This window comes from Ruegeria sp. CH8 (assembly GCF_056536985.1).
This window is the reverse complement of sequence record NZ_JBQFQR010000008.1, coordinates 150,373-169,905: the sequence shown is the minus strand read 5'-3', so window position 1 is coordinate 169,905 and position 19,533 is coordinate 150,373. Positions and strand designations below refer to the sequence as shown.

General features: G+C 59.4%; 18 protein-coding genes. 9 read left to right on the top strand and 9 right to left on the bottom strand.

Annotated features, from left to right (window positions below; translation table 11 throughout):
- Window positions 1-3: 3 nt before the first annotated feature.
- Together ACR0ER_RS11480 and ACR0ER_RS11475 are read right to left on the bottom strand one after the other, a co-directional pair.
- Complete coding sequence (locus ACR0ER_RS11480) at window positions 4-1,038, bottom strand: ACP S-malonyltransferase (RefSeq protein ID WP_480769028.1); 1,035 nt, start codon at window positions 1,036-1,038, stop codon at window positions 4-6.
- Window positions 1,035-3,227: a dehydrogenase E1 component subunit alpha/beta gene (locus ACR0ER_RS11475; RefSeq protein ID WP_480769027.1), complete on the bottom strand. Its 2,193-nt coding sequence runs from the start codon at window positions 3,225-3,227 to the stop codon at window positions 1,035-1,037. Before ACR0ER_RS11475 ends, ACR0ER_RS11480 begins: the two co-directional genes overlap by 4 nt.
- A 161-nt stretch (window positions 3,228-3,388) precedes the next feature.
- On the opposite strand from ACR0ER_RS11475, the gene ACR0ER_RS11470 reads away from it, so the two are divergent.
- Window positions 3,389-4,288, top strand: a complete 900-nt coding sequence (locus tag ACR0ER_RS11470) for a LysR substrate-binding domain-containing protein (protein ID WP_480769026.1) — start codon at window positions 3,389-3,391, stop codon at window positions 4,286-4,288.
- 78 nt (window positions 4,289-4,366) lie between these two features.
- Here ACR0ER_RS11470 and ACR0ER_RS11465 read toward each other — a convergent pair whose 3' ends face one another.
- Window positions 4,367-5,524, bottom strand: coding sequence for an acyl-CoA dehydrogenase family protein (locus tag ACR0ER_RS11465; protein WP_480769025.1), 1,158 nt, complete (start codon window positions 5,522-5,524; stop codon window positions 4,367-4,369).
- 110 nt (window positions 5,525-5,634) lie between these two features.
- A complete protein-coding gene (locus ACR0ER_RS11460) occupies window positions 5,635-6,198 on the bottom strand; it encodes a TetR/AcrR family transcriptional regulator (protein WP_170332252.1) in 564 nt (187 codons plus the stop codon).
- Window positions 6,199-6,456: 258 nt separating this feature from the next.
- On the opposite strand from ACR0ER_RS11460, the gene ACR0ER_RS11455 reads away from it, so the two are divergent.
- From ACR0ER_RS11455 to ACR0ER_RS11425, 7 genes are all read left to right on the top strand, one after another.
- The gene (locus tag ACR0ER_RS11455; RefSeq protein ID WP_480769024.1) at window positions 6,457-6,921 is read left to right on the top strand and encodes a nuclear transport factor 2 family protein; all 465 of its coding nucleotides are present in this window, start codon (window positions 6,457-6,459) and stop codon (window positions 6,919-6,921) included.
- Window positions 6,922-6,932: 11 nt separating this feature from the next.
- Window positions 6,933-7,553 (top strand): pyridoxamine 5'-phosphate oxidase family protein, encoded by a 621-nt coding sequence (locus ACR0ER_RS11450; protein ID WP_480769023.1) that lies wholly within the window; start codon window positions 6,933-6,935, stop codon window positions 7,551-7,553.
- Between the two features lie 42 nt (window positions 7,554-7,595).
- On the top strand, window positions 7,596-7,757 hold the full coding sequence (locus ACR0ER_RS11445; RefSeq protein ID WP_480769022.1) for a hypothetical protein: 162 nt from the start codon (window positions 7,596-7,598) through the stop codon (window positions 7,755-7,757).
- 102 nt (window positions 7,758-7,859) lie between these two features.
- Window positions 7,860-10,337 carry a heavy metal translocating P-type ATPase gene (locus tag ACR0ER_RS11440; protein WP_480769021.1) on the top strand — a complete coding sequence of 826 codons (2,478 nt, stop codon included), beginning with the start codon at window positions 7,860-7,862 and terminating at the stop codon, window positions 10,335-10,337.
- Window positions 10,334-10,723 (top strand): Cu(I)-responsive transcriptional regulator, encoded by a 390-nt coding sequence (gene cueR / locus ACR0ER_RS11435; RefSeq protein ID WP_480769020.1) that lies wholly within the window; start codon window positions 10,334-10,336, stop codon window positions 10,721-10,723. Before ACR0ER_RS11440 ends, cueR begins: the two co-directional genes overlap by 4 nt.
- 96 nt (window positions 10,724-10,819) lie before the next feature.
- Window positions 10,820-11,692: an NAD(P)-dependent oxidoreductase gene (locus tag ACR0ER_RS11430; RefSeq protein WP_480769019.1), complete on the top strand. Its 873-nt coding sequence runs from the start codon at window positions 10,820-10,822 to the stop codon at window positions 11,690-11,692.
- Window positions 11,693-11,799: 107 nt separating this feature from the next.
- On the top strand, window positions 11,800-14,865 hold the full coding sequence (locus ACR0ER_RS11425) for an aminotransferase class III-fold pyridoxal phosphate-dependent enzyme (protein ID WP_480769018.1): 3,066 nt from the start codon (window positions 11,800-11,802) through the stop codon (window positions 14,863-14,865).
- A 50-nt stretch (window positions 14,866-14,915) separates the two neighbouring features.
- Here the strand turns inward: ACR0ER_RS11425 and ACR0ER_RS11420 are convergent, their stop codons facing one another.
- A complete protein-coding gene (locus tag ACR0ER_RS11420) occupies window positions 14,916-15,392 on the bottom strand; it encodes a hypothetical protein (RefSeq protein ID WP_480769017.1) in 477 nt (158 codons plus the stop codon).
- A complete protein-coding gene (hemP, locus tag ACR0ER_RS11415; protein ID WP_170332270.1) occupies window positions 15,389-15,556 on the bottom strand; it encodes a hemin uptake protein HemP in 168 nt (55 codons plus the stop codon). The genes ACR0ER_RS11420 and hemP overlap by 4 nt, the downstream gene beginning before the upstream one ends.
- Before the next feature lie 224 nt (window positions 15,557-15,780).
- Here hemP and gph point away from each other — a divergent pair, with 224 nt between their 5' ends.
- Window positions 15,781-16,455, top strand: coding sequence for a phosphoglycolate phosphatase (gene gph / locus ACR0ER_RS11410; RefSeq protein ID WP_480769016.1), 675 nt, complete (start codon window positions 15,781-15,783; stop codon window positions 16,453-16,455).
- A 338-nt stretch (window positions 16,456-16,793) separates the two neighbouring features.
- On the opposite strand, the gene ACR0ER_RS11405 is transcribed toward gph, so the two are convergent.
- The 3 genes from ACR0ER_RS11405 to ACR0ER_RS11395 are packed head-to-tail and all read right to left on the bottom strand — an operon-like array spanning window position 16,794 to window position 19,530.
- Window positions 16,794-17,549 carry an ABC transporter ATP-binding protein gene (locus tag ACR0ER_RS11405; protein ID WP_170332274.1) on the bottom strand — a complete coding sequence of 252 codons (756 nt, stop codon included), beginning with the start codon at window positions 17,547-17,549 and terminating at the stop codon, window positions 16,794-16,796.
- A gap of 9 nt (window positions 17,550-17,558) precedes the next feature.
- Window positions 17,559-18,314, bottom strand: a complete 756-nt coding sequence (locus ACR0ER_RS11400) for an ABC transporter ATP-binding protein (RefSeq protein ID WP_170332276.1) — start codon at window positions 18,312-18,314, stop codon at window positions 17,559-17,561.
- 10 nt (window positions 18,315-18,324) lie between these two features.
- Window positions 18,325-19,530, bottom strand: coding sequence for a branched-chain amino acid ABC transporter permease (locus ACR0ER_RS11395; protein ID WP_170332278.1), 1,206 nt, complete (start codon window positions 19,528-19,530; stop codon window positions 18,325-18,327).
- Window positions 19,531-19,533: the final 3 nt, after the last annotated feature.

Sequence of the window (19,533 nt, the reverse complement as noted above, 5' to 3'; positions counted from 1 at the left end):
TGGTCAGCTGGTTGCAAGCGCCCTTTGATCGTCGCGGCCCATGGCGATCAGAAAGGGCTGCGCGTCCTGCTGCGTCTGGAACGCCGCCTTGTCGGACATGCCGCGCCAGTCGGCCAGAACCAGGGATTGGGCCACAGCCCCGCCCAGCGTCGCACCGGGCCCCGTCACGATAAATAGGTCGGGTGCAAATTCACGTGCTGCGGTCTGGATCGCGCGGGTAAAGTCGTAGACCTCGGTCACTTGATGACCCAGCGTATAATCCCGAAGCGCCTGCGTATCCGTCGCACCCGGCCACCAGATTTTGCCACGTCCATCGATCAGGGGGCGTTCGGGCTGGCCAAACATCTCGGCGCCCAACCGGGCGCGCCCTTCGGCCGCAACGGGGGCCTGCAACGCGGTGTGAAAGGCCGCGTGGTTGGGAAGCCGCATCGGGAAACGGTCCTGTATCCCAGGGTGCGCGGCCTCAAACGCCTTGAGCCCCGCCTCATTTCCCGCCAGAACCAGCATTCCGCCCAGATCAATGGACAGCGCCAGATCACAGCCTTCGGACGCGTTGATCCGCGCCACATCGGCCAGTAGTTCAGCCTTGCGGGCTGCGTCGTTTTCCCAGTTCTCACCCACAAACGGATAGACCAATTGGCCACCGATTAGCTGGTCCTGCATCAACGTGCCCATCGTGTTCACCATGCGAAACCCGTCTTGCGGTGACAGGGCACCACCTGCGGCCAAGGCGATATACCACCCCATCGAGTTGCCGGTGACCGCGACCACCTCGATATCCTCAGCAATGGTCTGCGCGTCGGCTAACGATGCGGCGTAAATCAGGGGCGAGGCCACATCTCCGCGGGAATACTTGCTGACTGTGTAACGGCTTGCACCATCCAGCGCGGTCACGGCCTCCTGCCCCGCATCGGCGCGGATGGCGTCGAAACTGCGAAACAGGTCCATCCGCTGCGCATGATGGCGGTGCAAATAGCCCAACTCGGGCTTGTTATAGGTGCCCCGCCCGGGGCAGATGACGACAGCAGTGCGGGTCATGCTCGACCTCCGGTCAAAGCGAGCGCGGCGGCAACGATGCCGTCCTTCGACGGCAGCGGAGCAGCATATGCCGGGCCGGTGGCGATGAAACAATCTTCGGCCACGACGCGGGCGGTTGGGGTATCGGGGCTATCCTCGGCAAAGAACGTCATCAACGCCTCGGACTGGCTGCCGGTGCGACGGCATTCGTCCACAACCAGAACATGCGCGCAGGGTTTGGTGACCTCGCGCAGCGCCTCGACCGGTAGCGGCGCGAGCCAGCGCATGTCGATGATCCGGGTCTTCACGGCTGCGGCCTGCAATTCGGGCAGGGCCTGTTTCGACAGATAATGCCCGTTGCCATAGGTCACGATAGCCAGATCGGTACCGTCCCCGTGCACACCAACCTCACCAAGCGCGATGCGTTGATCCGGTGAGGGATAGGTTGTCATCCACCCGCCATCCTGCGCCTCATGCAGGTCTCGCATTGGATAGAGGGCGATAGGCTCCAGAAACACCACCACGCGCTGCTCTTCCCGCGCCAATCGCACGCATTCGCGCAGCATCTGCGCCGCATCCGCTCCGCTGGAGGGGCAGGCAATAATTACACCCGGAATATCACGCAACACGGCCAGAGAGTTATCGTTGTGGAAATGCCCGCCGAACCCTTTCTGATAGCCCAACCCCGCAATCCGCAGCACCATCGGGTTGGTGAACCGACCGTTCGAAAAAAACGGCAGGGTCGCGGCCTCGCCCCGGATCTGATCCTCGGCATTGTGCAAGTAGGCGAGAAATTGGATTTCGGGGATCGGGATGAACCCGTTGTGCCCCATACCAATCGCCAGCCCCAGAATGGACTGTTCGTCCAGCAGCGTGTCGATCACCCGGTCCGGGCCGAACCGCTGCTGCAGCTTCTGGGTCACGCCATAAACGCCGCCCTTGCGGCCAACGTCTTCGCCCATGCAGACGATCTCACCATGTTCCAGCATCAGATCGGTAAGCGCCCAATTGATCAGGCGGCTCATGGGCTGCGGATCATCCATCGCGCGCAGGTCGCCGCCAAAAGCCTTGGCCCGGGCCTCGGCACTGGGACCGTTGGTGGGTTTGCAGGGACGTTTCGGAGGGATCAGGCTGGCCATCACCTCAGCGGAATTGGCCAGATGCGGGCGAGTGGTTGCTTCAGCTGCTACACGGTCCGTGCGGGCGCAGGTATCCTCGTAGATTTTCAGCGCCTCAGCGGGCGACAACGCTCCCGCCTGATCCAACAAACGCACAGAGTGCAGCAAGGGGTCATTGGCCTCGTCCGATTCGACCTCGGACTTCGACAGATAGGTGGTTGGCACATCCGCCCCCGCATGGCCATAAAGGCGCACGGTTTTCAGATGCAAAAAGGCAGGCTTTCGACGGGTGCGTACGTAATCTGCAGCCTCTTGCGCAACGGCGAAGGTCTCATAGATGTCCAACCCGTTGGCCTGAAAATACTTGATGCCCGGACGATGCTCCATCGACGCCTGTATCCAGCCTCTCGGTGTTTTGACCGAGATACCGATGCCATTGTCCTCGCACACAAACAGCAGCGGCAGCGGCGTCGATTGCACGCTGGTCCACCCGGCGGTGTTGATCGCCCCCTGCGCCGTGGAATGGTTGGCCGAAGCGTCCCCGAATGAACACATCGCAATCCCATCCTCGGGCAATTCCCGGTGCTCGGGGGTGTGCCGCCGTGCCGCGCCCAGACTATAGGCCGCGCCAACCGCCTTGGGCAGATGGCTGGCAATGGTCGAAGTCTGCGGTGGGATCATCAGCGCCTTGGAGCCCAGAACCTTATGCCGCCCGCCCGAGATCGGGTCTTCTTTGGAACAAGCAAAACTGAGCAGCATGTCCCAGGCGATCTGCTGACCCGGCACCTGCTCGGCCCGAGCAATTTGAAACGCGGCATCACGATAGTGCAGAAAGGCGATATCGGTAGGGCGCAACGCGTGCGCGACAGCCGCCATCCCCTCATGCCCGGATGATCCGATGGTATAGAACCCCTGCCCCGCCTTCTGCATCGCGCGACTGGTGCGATCCAGCGCCCGGCTCAGGACCTGAGACCGAAAAAGCGACACCGCGTCGGTGTTGCTGAGACCTGGCCGCGGTGCTGCACCGTCGGGAAAGTCACCTTTGGCAACCCGGGTCAGGAAGTTTTCGTGAACGATCTGAGCGCGATCCATGGCCTGTTCCCCGGTCTTTCAACTCTTTAGATGGGCGATTTTGTCATGGAGAGCACGCAGGTCCTCACCCGGTCACCCAAAAGAAAAGCCTGTATGTGTATCGGGCTGGCGCGCCCCAAATGCCAGTGATATTCCATCCGAAAGGTATGAGGATTAGTCATATGATAGCCCCGCGTCGATTTTTGCCTTCTATCCCCTCTCTGCTGGCGCTTGAAGCCGTCGACCGCCTTGGCAGTGCCTCAGCCGCCGCGGAGGAACTCTCGCTGACTCAAAGCGCGATCAGCCGACAGCTCAAATCGATGGAAGAGCAATTAGGTGTGGACCTGATCCAACGTAGCCAGATGCGGTTGCACCTGACACCTGCGGCGAAAGAATACGTTCAGGTCGCGCGCACTGCGCTCAATCAGCTTGCGCAGGCGTCTCTGAAACTGAAAGCCAACCCAACCGGTGGGTCGCTGAATCTGTCGATCCTGCCTGCTTTCGGAATGCACTGGCTAGCCCCACGTCTGCAGGATTTCGCACGCCGCCACCCGGAAGTTACGGTAAACCTGAATACCCGGCTGCGGCCGTTCGACTTTGACACCGAACGTTTCGATGCTGCCATACACTTCGGCCAACGCGAATGGGCTGGCGTGAACTACTTGCCCATCATGCGCGAAGACGTACTGCCGGTATGCTCACCCGATTTATTGCCCGATGTTGCAGATGACATAGGGTGGCTAACACAAGCCCCTTTGCTGCACCTCGAAACGCGCCCCGACGCCTGGGAAAAGTGGTTCGCCGCGCAGGGGCATGAGGTTACCGGGATTCGTGGAATGCTGTTCGATCAATTCTCGACCATGGGGCAGGCCACGATCCACGGGTTGGGCGTGGCATTGCTGCCCAGCTATCTGGTCGAGGCCGACCTGAAGGCGGGCCGACTGGTACAAGCTTGGCACGGACCAGGGGTGAGCCTTGGGGACTTTTTTCTTGTCTGGCCGCAATCCCGTGCGGAATCTGAACCGCTGAAGTCGTTTCGCGCGTGGCTGCAAGGCCAGATTGATCAGGCGCCGCGCCTGTAAAAATTGACCGGCTTCACACTGAGCGGCCTTTGGCCTTGCATCCTGCGGACGGCAGGGGGCCAGGCAGACGCGGTTTAACTAGGTGTCCAAAGACCGTGCGATAAGTTCCTTCATGATCTCATTGGTGCCACCATAGATCATCTGAACACGCGCGTCCGCGTAGAGGCGGGCGATCGGGTATTCCATCATGAACCCATAGCCGCCGAACAGTTGCAGGCATTCGTGCATGACCTCGTTCTGAACTTCCGACCCCCAGTACTTCACCATCGAGGCGGTGGCGGCATCCAAGGTTCCCGCCTCAAGCCGCGCGATACAGTCATTGACGAAGCTGCGCAGAACTTCGGCCTTGGTCTTGCACTCGGCCAGTTTGAAGCGGGTGTTCTGGAAATCCATCACCCGTTGGCCAAATGCTTTACGCTCTTGCGTGTATTTCACCGTTTCTGCGATGGCAAAATCAATCGCGCCCAGCGCTCCGATGCCGATGGTCAGACGTTCCCACGGCAACTGTTTCATCATCTGATAGAAACCCTGCCCCTCTTCCGTACCCAGAAGATTGGTCATCGGCACCTTGACGTCTTCAAAGAACAATTCAGCAGTGTCATTGGCCTTCATGCCCAGCTTCTTGAGGTTCCGCCCCTTGCGGAATCCCTCTGCGCCCTCGGTCTCAACAGCGACCAGCGAGACACCCTTGGAACCCAAAGATTTATCGGTCTTGCAGGCCACCAGGATCAGGTCTGCGGACTGTCCATTGGTGATGAATATCTTGGACCCATTAAGCCGATAGGAATTGCCATCCTTGTCCGCGGTCGTGCGAATGGACTGCACATCGGAACCAGTACCGGGTTCGGTCATGGCCAGCGCAGCAACCATCTCGCCCGAGGCCAGACGCGGCAGCCAGTTCCGCTTTTGATCCTCACTGCCATAGGTGTTGATGTAGTGAACGACGATGGACTGAATGGCGTATCCCCAACCGGAATCGCCGTGCGAGGCCTGTGCGTACAACGTCACCGCGTCAAACCCGATGCCGCCCCCAACTCCGCCATAAGCTTCGGGGATCGCACCGGCCATCAATCCCATGTCACCCGCCTTGCGCCACATATCACGATCGACAACACCGTTCTCGTTCCAGCGGTCGAGATTAGGAGCCAGTTCTTCCCCCATGAACCGGTCCGCCATTTCAGCGAACATCTGGTGTTCTTCGGCAACCCAACCGGCAGTCGTGGTAAAAAGCGGCATACGACATCCTCCCCCTCGTCTTTGCATGACAAGCCTAGCCGCAGGAAATTGGCATTCCAATCCGCCCCGTGGCACTGGAACGCAACGTCGTTTTGATGATCAGGCCCGGCTTATGCCAGTGCGTTGTCCAGCAGAATTTGCGCTGCCGCCTTGGCATCTTGCGCCGGATCGCAGGACTTCAGGAATACTGCCGAAACGATAGCGCCCTCCTGCAACAGGACGATCTGACAGGCCAAGTGTTCCGGATCGCGCGCGCCAGCTTTGCGGGCCAGATCGGTAAAGTGATCCAGCAATATCTGCTTGTGCTCCGCCGACTGTTTGTGGATCGGGTGATCCTCTTCCTGATATTCCGCCCCAGCCTTGATGAACATGCAGCCGCGGTAGTCTTCCTCGCTGAACCACTCGCCCAATGCGTCAAAGCTGGCGATCAACTGACCGGCCGGGGTGTCGGATATCTCGCTGATACGGCTCAGGAAATCCTCGCGAAAACTCTCATCCCGTAAGTGCAGCGCGGCAAGGATCAGATCCTCCTTGGTACGGAAATGCTTGTACATCGAGGTTTTGGAGACACCCGTTTCAACCACCAACTTGTCCATCCCGGTGGCGTGAAAGCCGTCGCGGTAAAAAACCTGCAAGGCTTTGCGGACCAGTTCGTCACGTTTGTTTGGGCGCATATACGGGCTCCTGAGTGTACAGATCAGTACATAATGGTCGATGGCTGAAATCACAACCTCCGAGAGCGGCCCCGCAAAATTCCAAAATAAGACTTGCAAAAGTTTACCGATCGGTACACATTGGGTTAAGGATGTACCGATCTGTTAACCATGGAGTACCCAGATGAGACGCCATGCCAGCCTTTTCGCCCCCCAATACGTTCCTGTTCTTTTGACTTTGGCGCTGATTGCGGCCGCGTTGACATGAAAGACCATGTGATGAGCCGCCCGCCTCTGCCGCCGTTCACGCTGGAAACCGCCATTCAGAAGGTTCGCATGGCTGAAACCGCGTGGAACAGCCGTGATGCTGATGCGGTCACGCTGGCCTATACCGATGACAGCCAGTGGCGGAACCGGTCAGAGTTCCTTGACGGTCACGAATCCATCCACGCCTTTCTGACACGCAAGTGGAACAAGGAGCTGGACTACCGGCTGATCAAAGAGCTCTGGGCTTTTTCCGGTAACAGAATTGCCGTCCGCTATGCCTATGAATGGCGGGACGACAGCGGTCAGTGGTTCCGGTCATATGGCAACGAAAACTGGGAATTTGCCGACGATGGTCGAATGGCCAAGCGACACGCCTCGTTGAACGACTTGCCGATTTCCGAGGCCGACCGCCTGTTTCACTGGCCCCAAGGCCCCCGCCCTGACGATCATCCCGGTCTGTCTGACCTGGGCTTGTGAGAGGATAGATCATGCCGCGCGCCTTTTCCGAATTGACCTTTACCCCCGCCGTTCGGGCTCATCAGGAAAGAATGGGCTCGGCCAAAACCTACGCCAAGTTTATCGAGGACGGTCCGCAACAGGGGCACCAAATCGGACCGGCCGAAAAGAACTTTATCCAAGCGCGTGACGGGTTTTATCAATCGACTGTATCCGAGACTGGCTGGCCTTACGTCCAATATCGTGGCGGGCCGGTCGGCTTCCTGAAGGTATTGGGCCCGCAAACCATCGGCTACGCCGATTTATCCGGCAACAAACAGTATATTTCGCGCGGGAATCTGGACGGGAACGACCGGATCGCGCTGATCCTGATGGATTATGCCAACCAGCGGCGCCTCAAGATACTAGGCCGGGTGGAATTCACTGAAGGCGAAGCCGCAGCAGCCAGCCTGTATCCCGAGGGCGCCGACGCCCCTGCCGAACGTGCCGCCATCATTAAGGTAGAGGCCTTGGACTGGAACTGCCCAAGGCATATCACGCCGCGCTTTACCGAAGCTGAACTGCGCCCGCATCTGAACGCACTTGGGCAGCAGTTGGCGCAGCTTCAGGCCGAAAACGAAAAACTGAAACAGCAACTGGCCCAACTGTCCTGACCCCCGGACCGGACAGGTCTCAACAATCATAAGGAGCCCACCATGCTGCGGTCTGCATTGAATATTGCCAGCCTTTGTCTGATCAGTGCTCTGTTGATGCTCATCGCCCTTATGCTGGCCTTCTTTGCCTCGCCGGAATCTGTTCGCAGTTCTCCACCCGTGATGTACGATTCCTTGCTGTTGAATCAGCTTCTGGACCGCTGACACCCACCCAAGGAAATTGTGCGATAATCTGCCATGCCCCCTTGACCTTCCGGTGACTGGAACCCCCATCTGGAGGGAGAAACTCTCAACAGGATGAGTCGGATGGCCACGGCACAGACAATTCAGCTGAAAATCTCGGGCATGGGATGCGCGTCCTGCATCGGGCGGGTGGAAACCGCGCTGCGCGACGTGCCAGGGGTGTCCGACGCCTCGGTCAATTTTGCAACCGAAACCGCGCAGGTCACCTATGACGGTCAGATCGGGTCCTTGACCGAAGCGCTGAGTGGTGCCGGATACCCGGCAGCGACGCGGCAAACGACGCTGAAGATCGGCGGCATGAACTGCGCCTCATGCGTGTCCCGGATCGAGCGCGCCCTGACCGCCGATCCGGCCGTGGTCGAGGCGCAAGTCAACCTGGCCACGGAAAGCGCCACGATCACCTATGTTGACGGCGCGACCGATCCGCAGGCACTGGCAAAGCTGTCCGAAGATGCTGGCTATCCTGCCCGTGTAGCAGAAAGCACCAAAACTCCGACAGATCAGATAAAAACCGAGGAAGCGCACGCGCTGATCCGTGCCACACTGCTTGCCGCCGCGCTGGCCCTGCCCGTGTTCGTGCTCGAGATGGGCGGCCACATGATCCCCGCCTTTCACCACTGGGTGCATGCGACTATCGGTACTCAGACCAGCCACCTCATTCAATTCGCGCTGACCTCGGTGCTGTTACTGGGTCCGGGGCGGGTGTTCTATACCAAGGGCATCCCCTCGCTGCTGCGTGGATCACCGGACATGAACGCGCTGGTCGCTTTGGGCACGGGAGCGGCCTATCTGTTTTCGGTTACCGCCACCTTTGCGCCGCAGCTTCTGCCGCAGGGCAGTGCCAACGTTTATTTCGAGGCCGCCTCGGTCATCGTGGTCCTGATCCTGCTGGGACGGGTGATGGAGGCACGCGCCAAGGGCCGCACCGGCGCCGCCATCCGCAAGCTGGTGGGACTGCAGCCTAAAACCGCACGAGTTGAAATGGACGGCACTTTCATCGATCGCCCGATTGCCGAGATCACGGTCGGGGATGTCCTGCAAATCCGCCCCGGCGAGCGGGTTCCGGTCGACGGAAACGTGCTTGAGGGCACATCTTACGTCGATGAAAGCATGATCACCGGTGAACCCGTACCCGTCGGCAAAGCACCTTCAGATCAGGTCGTTGGTGGTACGGTCAACGGCACCGGAGCGTTGCGCATCCGAGCCACTCGGGTTGGGGCCGACACCGTTCTGGCACAAGTCATCCGCATGGTCGAACAGGCACAGGGGGCCAAGCTGCCGATTCAGGGGCTGGTCGATCGGATCACCGCCTGGTTCGTGCCCGTGGTCATTGCCGTGGCTTTGCTGACCATCGCGGTCTGGCTGATCTTTGGCCCGGCGCCCGCTTTGCCGATGGCTTTGGTTACCGGAGTTTCCGTCCTGATCATCGCCTGCCCCTGTGCCATGGGTCTGGCCACGCCGACCTCGATCATGGTGGGAACCGGGCGCGCGGCAGAGCTGGGCGTATTGTTCCGCAAGGGTGATGCGCTCCAGCAGTTGCAACAGGCCAAGGTGATCGCGCTGGACAAGACCGGAACGCTGACGCTGGGGCGGCCCGAATTGGAAAACGTAACCCCTGTTAACGGCTTTGACCGCGACACCGTCCTGCGGCTGGCCGCTGCGGTCGAAGCGCAATCCGAGCACCCGATCGCCACCGCAATCACCCGGGCTGGCCCGTCGGACCTGCCATTGACGTCAGAGTTTCAATCTCTGACCGGGCTGGGCGTTCAGGCAACGGTCGAAGGGCGCGACATCCTGATCGGATCGCCTCGGCTGATGGCACAGCATGGGGTCGATCTGGCTGATCTGATTGCCGAGGCCGACCAACGTGCCAACGAAGGCGCAACGCCCCTGTTTGCCGCCATCGACGGACAGGCGGCAGCGCTGCTTGCGGTCTCGGACCCGGTCAAACCCGGTACACTGGATGCGTTGCAGCGGCTACACGCAATGGACGTGACACTGGCGATGGTGACCGGAGACAACGCCCGCACCGCGAAGGCTCTGGCCGACCGGCTGGGCATCGACCATGTCACGGCCGAGGTCCTGCCGGACGGCAAGCTGGCCGCAATCACCGCGCTGCGGGATCAGTTCGGAACGCTGGCCTTTGTCGGCGACGGCATCAACGATGCCCCTGCGCTGGCAGCTGCAGATATCGGCGTGGCCATTGGCACCGGCACCGACGTGGCAATCGAAACCGCAGATGTGGTGCTGATGTCCGGTGATCTGCGCGGCGTTGCCAATGCGGTTGATATCAGTCGCCGCACCATGCACAACATCCGCCAGAACCTCGGTTGGGCCTTTGGCTATAACATCCTGCTGATCCCGGTGGCTGCAGGAGTACTTTACCCGTTCAGCGGGCACCTTTTGTCCCCTGCCCTCGCCGCCGGGGCAATGGCCTTGTCCAGTGTCTTTGTGGTCTCGAACGCGCTGCGCCTTCGCCGCGTCCGCGCCAGTCTGCCGGAAACGCCGCAAGGCCACAAAACGCAAAAGGTCACGCCATGAATATCGGAGATGTTGCAAACCAGACCGGCCTGCCTGCCAAGACAATCCGTTATTACGAGGATATCGGTCTGATCAAACCGATGCGCGACGACAACGGCTATCGCCGCTTTCGCGAACAGGACGTGCACAAGCTGAACTTTCTGGGCCGTGCACGCGCGTTAGGTTTCACCATCGAGGATTGCCGCACCCTGATGGCGCTTTATGAGGATGAGACCCGCGCCAGTGCCGATGTCAAAAAGGTCGCCCGGGCGCATCTGGTGCAGATCGAGGCCAAGATCGCTGACCTCAACGCGATGCGCAACACTCTGGGTCACCTGATCGATGCCTGCGCCGGAGATGACCGCCCAGATTGTCCGATCCTGCAGGATTTGGGCGGCAAAGCCTGACACGGGGTTGCTCTTTAGGCGCAGCTTTGCTTTGTCTCTGCCCAACACTCCGGCCTGCTGCATAAAATGGGGCCGGATAGCAGAGAGGATCACCAAATGGCAAAAGTTGCGTTTCTGGGCCTGGGCGTCATGGGCTATCCAATGGCCGGCCACCTGCAGGCGGCGGGTCATGAGGTGACTGTTTACAATCGCACCGCTGCAAAAGCCGAAGCATGGGTCAGCCAACACGGTGGCGCCATGGCGGCCACACCCAAAGAGGCCGCGCAAGGTGCTGAGTTCGTGATGGCCTGCGTCGGAAACGATGATGACCTGCGGATGGTCTGCACTGGAGAGAATGGCGCGTTCCATGGCAGGACCGACGGTGCGGTTTTCGTCGACCACACCACCGTGTCGGCTAAAGTAACCCGTGAACTATATGAGGCTGGTCAGGCTCAAGGGATTGCCTTCGTGGACGCGCCGATCTCGGGTGGTCAGGCAGGGGCTGAAAACGGGGTGCTTTCGATCATGTGTGGCGGTGATCAGTCCGCCTATGATGCAGCCGAGCCGATCATGCAGGTCTACTCCAAAATCTGCCGCCGGATTGGTGACAGTGGCGCGGGGCAGATGACCAAAATGTGCAACCAGATCGCCATTGCAGGGCTGGTTCAGGGCCTCAGCGAAGCGTTGCATTTTGCCGAGAAAGCCGGACTGGACGGACGATCGGTTGTTGAGGTGATCAGTCAGGGTGCGGCGGGCAGCTGGCAGATGGCGAACCGGTATGAGACCATGCTGGACGATCATTTCGATCACGGCTTTGCAGTGGACTGGATGCGCAAGGATCTGGGGATTTGCCTTGAGACGGCCAACGAGACCGGGGCATCGCTGCCGGTGACCGCGTTGGTCGATCAATTCTACAAGGACGTGCAGAAACTGGGCGGGAGCCGGTGGGATACGTCCTCGTTGATCAAGCGGTTGCGCGCTTTGGACTGAGGTTTAGGAGGCTGTCTGCCCCCTCTTGGCCCGTTGGGCCAATTCACCCCCGAGGGTATTTTAGCCAGATGAAGAGACCCCCCGATGACGAAGGGACTGGAAATCGTATGAGCGGCATAACGGAATTCTGGGCAATTGCCCTGCGCACGCATTGGGGGCTGGACGCCAAATTGGAGCGTCTGGACGGCGAGTACGACCTGAACTTTTTGGTCAGGGCGACAAATGGTCAGGATTACGTGCTGAAGGTCATGCGTGCAGGCTGCGAGGCCCAACTCGTGGACCTTCAGGTCAAGGCTCTGGCCCACATCGAAAGCGAGGCACCCGGTCTGCCCTTCCCTCAGGTATTTCCAGACCTGAACGGGGCGCTGCTGCCCGAGATTGCCGATCAGCAAGGAGAGATACGGCTGGCCTGGCTACTCGAATGCCTGCCGGGACAGTGCTATGCAAAAACGGCACCCAAGTCCGAGGAGCTGGTCCTAAAGCTGGGCCGCGTTTTGGGGGCGACGGACAAGGCGTTGGAGCGGTTCTCGCATGACGGTTTGCACCGGGCGGATTTCAAATGGGACCTGACGCAGGCGGGTTGGGTCACCGACAAGCTGGATGTGATTTCTGATCCCGAACGCCGCGCGTTACTGTCCGAGATTTGCGGCGCGTTCGATGCAATTTCCGAACAATTGTCGGGACTGCCCAACCAGGCGATCCACAATGATGCCAACGACTACAACATACTGGTCGAAGGTGAGTTGGGACAACGCCAGAGCGTCTCGGGTCTGATCGATCTGGGCGACATGTGCGCAGCACCGCGTATTTGCGATCTGGCGATTGCGGGCGCCTATATCGTTCTGGATCACCCCAAACCCGAGCGCGCTTTGGCGGCAATGGTACGCGGGTATCACGCAGCAAACCGGCTGCGCGCGGATGAGGTCGATTTGATCTGGCCATTGCTGCGGATGCGACTGGCGGTGTCTGTCGTAAACTCAACCCTGATGGCGGCTGAAAATCCGGACGATCCATACGTGACCATCAGTCAGACCCCGGCCTGGCGGTTCCTGGAAAACACAAGCGTGAATGGCGACCTGATGGCGGCCCGATTGCGCACAGCCTGCCACTTGCCCGTCACCAATAGTGCCGAGCGCATCCATGCCTACCTGTCCGAGCATCGCGGCCAATTCGCGGAAATGTTCGGACAGGACCTGAGCGAAGTACCCATGGGCTCGCTGTCAGTTGAAAACTCAACTTGGCCGCAGAACCCGTTCCACATGCCGCTGGAAGAAGCCGCTCGCGTGGGTGAGGAATTTGGCAAGGGCCTGTGGCTGGGTTATTACAACGAACCTCGTCTGATCTATGCCGAGCCCGGCTTCCGCAAAGGGCCGTGGAAGACCTCAGATCGGCGCACCGTGCATCTTGCGGTGGACGTGTTTGCATCCGCCCGTACTGTTCTGCACGCGCCGATGAGCGGTCGCGTCGAAGCTGTCGAGAACCGCGACGCCCATCTGGACTATGGCGGCGTGGTGATCCTGCATCACGAAACGCCCGAGGGCGACCCGTTCTACACACTCTACGGCCATCTGGATCCCGAGGTTTGCGACCGCCTGAAACCGGGCGACCCGGTGGCGCAGGGTGCAGCCTTTGCCCGGCTGGGGGACGCCAACCAGAACGGCGGCTGGGCCCCGCATGTGCATTTCCAGCTGGCCTTGTCCACGGACGGGATGCAGACTGACTGGCCCGGTGTGGCCGATCCGGATGAGTTGGAACTGTGGCACGCCATCTGCCCCAACCCGGCGGCGATGTTGAACCTGCCGGATGACAAGGTGTTCTACCACCCGACCGACAAGCAGGCGATCCTGCGGGGTCGGCACGATCATTTTGGAGGTAATCTCAGCCTGACCTACGACGATCCGGTAATGTTGGTACGTGGTTGGAAACACCACCTGTTCGACGAGTGGGGCCGCCCCTATCTGGATGCATACAACAACGTTCCCCATGTGGGACACGCGCATCCACGCATTCAAGCGGTGGCAGCGGATCAATTGAAGCGGATGAACTCGAATACCCGCTATCTGCACCCGGCGCAGACGGCGTTTGCCGACAAGGTGTTATCGAAACTGCCGGATCATTTCGAGGTCTGTTTCTTCGTCAACTCGGGCACCGAAGCCAACGAACTGGCCTTGCGGCTGGCCCGCGCCCATACCGGGGCCAAGGGGATCGTGACACCGGACCACGGCTATCACGGGAACACCAACGCGGCAGTGGCGATCTCCGCCTACAAGTTCAACAAGCCCGGCGGAATCGGTCAGGCCGACTGGGTCGAACTGGTCGAAGTGGCCGACGACTATCGCGGGTCCTTCAAACGCGACGATCGCGACCGCGCCCGGAAATACGCTGACCTCGTCGACCCCGCGATTGCCGCCTTGCAAGACAAGGGTCAGGGCGTGGCCGGTTTCATCGCCGAGACCTTCCCCTCGGTCGGTGGTCAGATCATCCCACCCAAGGGCTACCTGCCTGCCGTATATGAGAAAATCCGCGCAGCGGGCGGCGTTTGCATCGCCGACGAAGTGCAGACCGGGCTGGGACGTCTGGGCGACTACTATTTCGGCTTCGAACATCAGGGCGCGCTGCCCGACATCGTTGTCTTGGGCAAACCCATCGGCAATGGGCACCCGCTGGGCGTGCTGGTCACAACCAAAGAAATCGCCCGGAGCTTTGACAACGGGATCGAGTTCTTCTCGACCTTTGGCGGCTCGACCCTGTCCTGCCGGATCGGCAAAGAGGTGTTGGATATTGTCGATGACGAGGGCCTGCAAGACAATGCTCGTGACATGGGCACGCGCCTGATGAATGGCCTTCGCCAGATCGAGGCTGATTTCGGCTGTGTCGGTGATGTACGCGGTATGGGCCTGTTTCTCGGCGTTGAACTGATCAACCCCGATGGGTCCGAGGGCACTGAGATTTGCAAACACGTCAAAAACCGGATGCGCGATCATCGCATCCTGATCGGCAGCGAAGGGCCAAAGGACAATATCCTGAAAATCCGCCCGCCTCTGACCATCGAAGCCGAGGATGTGGACATGATCCTCTGGGCGCTGTGGGACGTGCTGGCCGAGGTGGGTGATTTTACCCCAGCCCCGGCCTGCGATCATGATCACCACCACGCCGGGTGCGGGTGCTGCTGACAAGAAAAACCCCGGCTCTCGCGGCCGGGGTTTAACGCTTGCCTGCTGTTTTAATGCAGCACGGCTGCAGGGGATCGGTGCCCGGTCGTGGGCATTGGAACGGACGTCGTCATACGACGCAGCGCCAGACCAAGTTCTTCGGACAATGATGCCAAAGCGGGGGCAAAGTCGGCCCGCACAATCAGCGAGGCCATCATCATCGCATCCTCGCGGTCGCCTTCTGAGGCGGCTGAGATCATCTGAGCGAAACAGTTTTCGTCAGCACCCAGACAGGAACAACCCAGCCCGTGACGGATCAACGGACGCCGCCCGTGATGCGTACAAAGCGAACACAACTGGTCCAGCGTCATCATCGCAGCGCGACCGCTTTCTGCACCCAACGCGATTTGAAAGTCACTGGCAGCGTCCGAACGCCCCTGTGCGCCATCACCCCAGAGCCGCAGATACATCACGGCGCCAGCTTCGACCGGGCTCAGGTCGGCAAGGCGGCCAACGGCCGCCCCGCCCCGAGGGGATTGCACGCTCATTTGGTCAGGATCAGCTTACCGGCGCGGGTGATGCGCAAGGTGTACAACTGGTCGCCCAGCTCGATATGAGCAAGGTTGCCGCCTTTGGTCAGGTCTTCGGCCTTGTGCGCGGGCAGCATGGATACGGCGTAGGATTGGCTGGGATTCGGGTTCTGCATATTCATCAGGACAACTCCAAGTGGTCTCAGGCGAAATTCCTTGATCTGTTCGCATTTTTCTTGATCTGGCTGACCCGAAATGGGGTTGGCTGCTCACTTCACAGTTAATCTGATTAATTTAGTCAGGTATGTCAAGCCAGTTCTGAAAAAATCTCCAAACCAATGTGATTGCGCCGTAAAATCAGGCGGGATAGGTCTCGTGCAGGACTTCAAACAGACGGGGGCTACCGATGAGCGCGACAATCATGTTCGACCTGGACGGAACGCTGGTGGACAGCCTTGCGGACCTTGCCGCAGCCACCAACAGGATGTTGCATGACAACAACGTCGCCGCGCTGCCGCTGGAACAAGTGCAACAATTCGTGGGCAACGGCCTGCCCAAACTGGTCGAGCGCGTGATTCTGCATTTCGACCTGTCGATGGACCGCCATGCCGACCTGACCCGACAGACTCTGACGCATTACAACGCCGGTGCTAGCGACAAAACCGTTGTTTATCCCGGCGTGATGCAGGCGCTGGAACAGCTGCGGGATATGGGTTGCGTTTTGGGTGTTTGCACCAACAAACCCGAAGCCCCGGCACGACACGTGCTGGAAGCCATGAACCTGGCGCATTACTTCGATGCTGTTCTGGGTGGGGACAGCCTGCACACACGCAAGCCCGACCCAGCCCATCTGAAGGCGAGCTTTGCCGCCGTCAACTCTGCCGGTCCGCAACTTTTTGTTGGCGACAGCGAGGTGGACGCCGAAACTGCACAGCGCGCGCAGGTGCCGTTTCTTCTGTTCACCGAAGGCTACCGCAAGTCTCCCGTTGCCGAAATTCCGCACACCGACAGCTATGGTGACTCCGCCGAATTGCCAACGCTTGTCACCCAGGTTCTGCAATCGCTGAAGCAGAATACCTGACAGTTAATTCAGGGGGATCGCAACGGGTCACGGGCGTTTACTGAGGGGCCGGCCGAGGGGGTAAGAAGCCAGCCCCTCACAGGGGAAAAGTGGTATCGTCCGTAATGACCCGTTCGATACATTATGGATAACGAATCGATTCCAATTCCGGTATTGGGGGTTTCCCTTAGGTCATCAGACGCCGTTGAAATTACAGCTTTATTTTTCGTGTTTTTTTGCGTTTGACCCGTTTTTGAGCTGAAATGCCCCTGACGAAGGCCTCCAATGCATGAAAAAGGCGGAGTGGAAACCACCCCGCCTTTCGCCCCTACAAGGGTTGCTGATCGAATTTGTTCGGCCTAAATCGCCAGGTATTCTTCCCTCAACTGCGTATTTTGCAGCACTTCATCCGCCGAGCCGTCGAACACGATGCTGCCGGTATCCAGAATGATCGCCCGGTCCGCTAGTTCCAGCGCCCGTACGGCGTTCTGCTCGACGATGATCGTGGTCATGCCCTGCTGCTTTACGTGAACCAGCGTTTTCTCAATCTCATCGACAATAACAGGCGCCAGACCTTCATAGGGTTCATCCAGCAGCAGAACTTTTATGTCCCGCGCCAGTGCCCTGGCGATCGCCAACATCTGCTGCTCGCCACCCGAAAGGGTGACACCCTCTTGCTTGCGGCGCTCACCCAATCTTGGAAACAGTTCATAGAGCCGTTCCAGCGACCAACCGACCGGCGGAGCGATCTGTGCGAGTTGCAGGTTTTCCTCGACCGTCAGACCGGGGATGATCCGCCGATCTTCTGGCACCAGCCCCAAGCCTGCAGCTGCGGCCTCATAGCTTGTCATCTTGTGCAGCGGCTGGTGATCCAGCCAGATCTCACCATGGCGCACCTCAGGATCGCCCACCCGTGCGATGGATCGCAGGGTCGAGGTCTTACCCGCCCCGTTACGCCCCAGCAGAGCCAGGATCTCACCCTCATGCACGTTAAAACCAACGCCCTGCACGATGTAGCTTTCGCCGTAATAGGAGTGCATATCCCACACCGAAAGAAAGGCAGGGGCGGTGCTGGCCTTGTTGGCGTTTTTCGAAAAGTCAGGTTTCTCGTTCATAGCTTTTCCTTATGCAGCCTCGCCCAGGTAGGCCTCGCGGACCTTGGGATTCCCGCGAATGTTTTCCGGTATGTCTTCGACCAGCGGTGTGCCTTGCGCCAAAACGGTGATGCGCTCTGCGAGGCTGAAGACTACGTGCATGTCATGCTCGATAATGGCGATTGTGATGTTCCGCTCTTCTTTGATCTGCTTCAGCAGATCGATGGTGTTGTTGGTATCCGCCCGCGCCATGCCCGCAGTGGGTTCGTCAAGCAGCAACAAACGTGGGTTCTGGCTAAGGCACATACCGATCTCAAGTCGCCGTTTATCGCCGCGTGATAAGGACGCGGCGTGCATCTCGCGCTTGTCGGCCATGTTCATCTCTTCCAGCATCACCTCGGCCTGTTCCACGATGGCCTTTTCATTGGCGATCGTTTCGTAGGCGTGCATCCGGAACGCACCATCCCGCATAGCGAAGATTGGTATCAGCATGTTTTCCATCACCGTTAGTTCACCGAAAATCTCGGGTGTCTGGAAAACGCGGCTGATTCCCATCTGGTTGATCTGAAACGGCTCCAACCCCAGCACCGAGTTGTTGTCGAACAGCACCGACCCGGTATCCGGCATCAGCTTGCCCACCAGACAGTTCAGCAAGGTCGACTTGCCCGCCCCGTTGGGGCCGATGATGGCGTGGACCGAGTTCTCCTCGACGTTGAGGTTCACATCCGTCAGTGCCTTGAGGCCACCGAAGCGTTTACTGACATCTTTAACTCTTAGAATTGCCATGTCTCGCCCCTTACTCCGCCGGTTCCGTTTTGCCCGACGGTGCGTCGTCGGCGTCTGTTTTCTTGCGCTTCAAGCGGTTCAGCAAACGTTGACCGCCTTCGACAAGGCCACCTGGCAGATAGATCACGACCAGCATGAACAGGATGCCCAGCGTCAGATGCCAGCCTTTGCCGATGAACGGGTGGATCAGGAACACGACCGCGTCCTCCAGACCGTCCGGCAGGAAGGCGAACCAGCTGTGAAGGACATTGTCGTTGATCTTCGAAAAGATGTTCTCGAAATACTTGATGAAGCCCGCACCCAGAACCGGGCCGATCAATGTGCCAGTACCGCCAAGGATGGTCATTAGAACAACCTCACCCGAGGCGGTCCACTGCATCCGCTCGGCCCCTGCCAGGGGGTCCATCGCAGCCATCAGGCCACCGGCCAGACCGGCATACATGCCCGAGATCACAAAGGCCGCCAGCGTATAAGGCTTGGAGTTCAGGCCAGTATAATTCATCCGCTGCTGGTTCGACTTCACCGCCCGCAGCATCATGCCGAAGGGCGAGCGGAAGATGCGGATCGCCAGGTAGAATACCACCATCATGATCACCGCGCACAGGTAGTAACCTGCGTTGAAGTCAAAGCTCCACGCGCCCACATCCATCGTGTAGGTCGCTCGCATTGGCAAACCGAACAGATGCGGCAGGTCCGGTGCATTGGCGCCCTGCAGGATCTGCGGATCATCCGCATAGACCTGCAGGCCGGTTTCCCCATTCGTCAGGTTAAACTTGGGGTTCGACAGCACCGAATAGGCCAGCGCAAAGCTCATCTGCGCGAACGCCAGTGTCAGGATCGAGAAATAGATACCCGACCGCCGCAAGCTGACAAACCCTATGAGCAGTGAGAAAACCCCAGCGACTACGACACTCAGCGCGATGGCCGGGATGACGTTATAGCTGAGCAGTTTGAACATCCAAACAGCCGAATAAGACCCCACGCCCAGAAACGCCGCGTGGCCGAAGGACAGGTACCCGGTCAGGCCGAACAGGATGTTGAACCCGATGGCAAAGATGCCAAAAATCACGAACCGCTGCATCAGGTCCGGATATCCCGCGTTGAACTGCGCCATGGCGCTTCCTTCGGGAAATGGATTCAGGATGAAGGGCGCCAGCAGGGTTAAAAGCGCGACAATAATCAGCAGGCTGGTGTCTTTTTTGTTTAGTCCCAACATGGC

Bases quoted from the DNA above. Each gene is read 5' to 3' on its own strand.
- ACR0ER_RS11475 (WP_480769027.1), bottom strand. From the start codon at position 3,227: ATGGATCGCGCTCAGATCGTTCACGAAAACTTCCTGACCCGGGTTGCC.
- ACR0ER_RS11420 (WP_480769017.1), bottom strand. From the start codon at position 15,392: ATGAGCGTGCAATCCCCTCGGGGCGGGGCGGCCGTTGGCCGCCTTGCC.
- ACR0ER_RS11430 (WP_480769019.1), top strand. From the start codon at position 10,820: ATGGCAAAAGTTGCGTTTCTGGGCCTGGGCGTCATGGGCTATCCAATG.
- ACR0ER_RS11445 (WP_480769022.1), top strand. From the start codon at position 7,596: ATGCTGCGGTCTGCATTGAATATTGCCAGCCTTTGTCTGATCAGTGCT.
- cueR (WP_480769020.1), top strand. From the start codon at position 10,334: ATGAATATCGGAGATGTTGCAAACCAGACCGGCCTGCCTGCCAAGACA.
- ACR0ER_RS11470 (WP_480769026.1), top strand. From the start codon at position 3,389: ATGATAGCCCCGCGTCGATTTTTGCCTTCTATCCCCTCTCTGCTGGCG.
- ACR0ER_RS11425 (WP_480769018.1), top strand. From the start codon at position 11,800: ATGAGCGGCATAACGGAATTCTGGGCAATTGCCCTGCGCACGCATTGG.
- ACR0ER_RS11400 (WP_170332276.1), bottom strand. From the start codon at position 18,314: ATGGCAATTCTAAGAGTTAAAGATGTCAGTAAACGCTTCGGTGGCCTC.
- ACR0ER_RS11450 (WP_480769023.1), top strand. From the start codon at position 6,933: ATGCCGCGCGCCTTTTCCGAATTGACCTTTACCCCCGCCGTTCGGGCT.
- ACR0ER_RS11460 (WP_170332252.1), bottom strand. From the start codon at position 6,198: ATGCGCCCAAACAAACGTGACGAACTGGTCCGCAAAGCCTTGCAGGTT.
- ACR0ER_RS11395 (WP_170332278.1), bottom strand. From the start codon at position 19,530: ATGTTGGGACTAAACAAAAAAGACACCAGCCTGCTGATTATTGTCGCG.
- ACR0ER_RS11465 (WP_480769025.1), bottom strand. From the start codon at position 5,524: ATGCCGCTTTTTACCACGACTGCCGGTTGGGTTGCCGAAGAACACCAG.
- ACR0ER_RS11405 (WP_170332274.1), bottom strand. From the start codon at position 17,549: ATGAACGAGAAACCTGACTTTTCGAAAAACGCCAACAAGGCCAGCACC.
- ACR0ER_RS11440 (WP_480769021.1), top strand. From the start codon at position 7,860: ATGGCCACGGCACAGACAATTCAGCTGAAAATCTCGGGCATGGGATGC.
- ACR0ER_RS11455 (WP_480769024.1), top strand. From the start codon at position 6,457: ATGAGCCGCCCGCCTCTGCCGCCGTTCACGCTGGAAACCGCCATTCAG.
- gph (WP_480769016.1), top strand. From the start codon at position 15,781: ATGAGCGCGACAATCATGTTCGACCTGGACGGAACGCTGGTGGACAGC.
- ACR0ER_RS11480 (WP_480769028.1), bottom strand. From the start codon at position 1,038: ATGACCCGCACTGCTGTCGTCATCTGCCCCGGGCGGGGCACCTATAAC.
- hemP (WP_170332270.1), bottom strand. From the start codon at position 15,556: ATGAATATGCAGAACCCGAATCCCAGCCAATCCTACGCCGTATCCATG.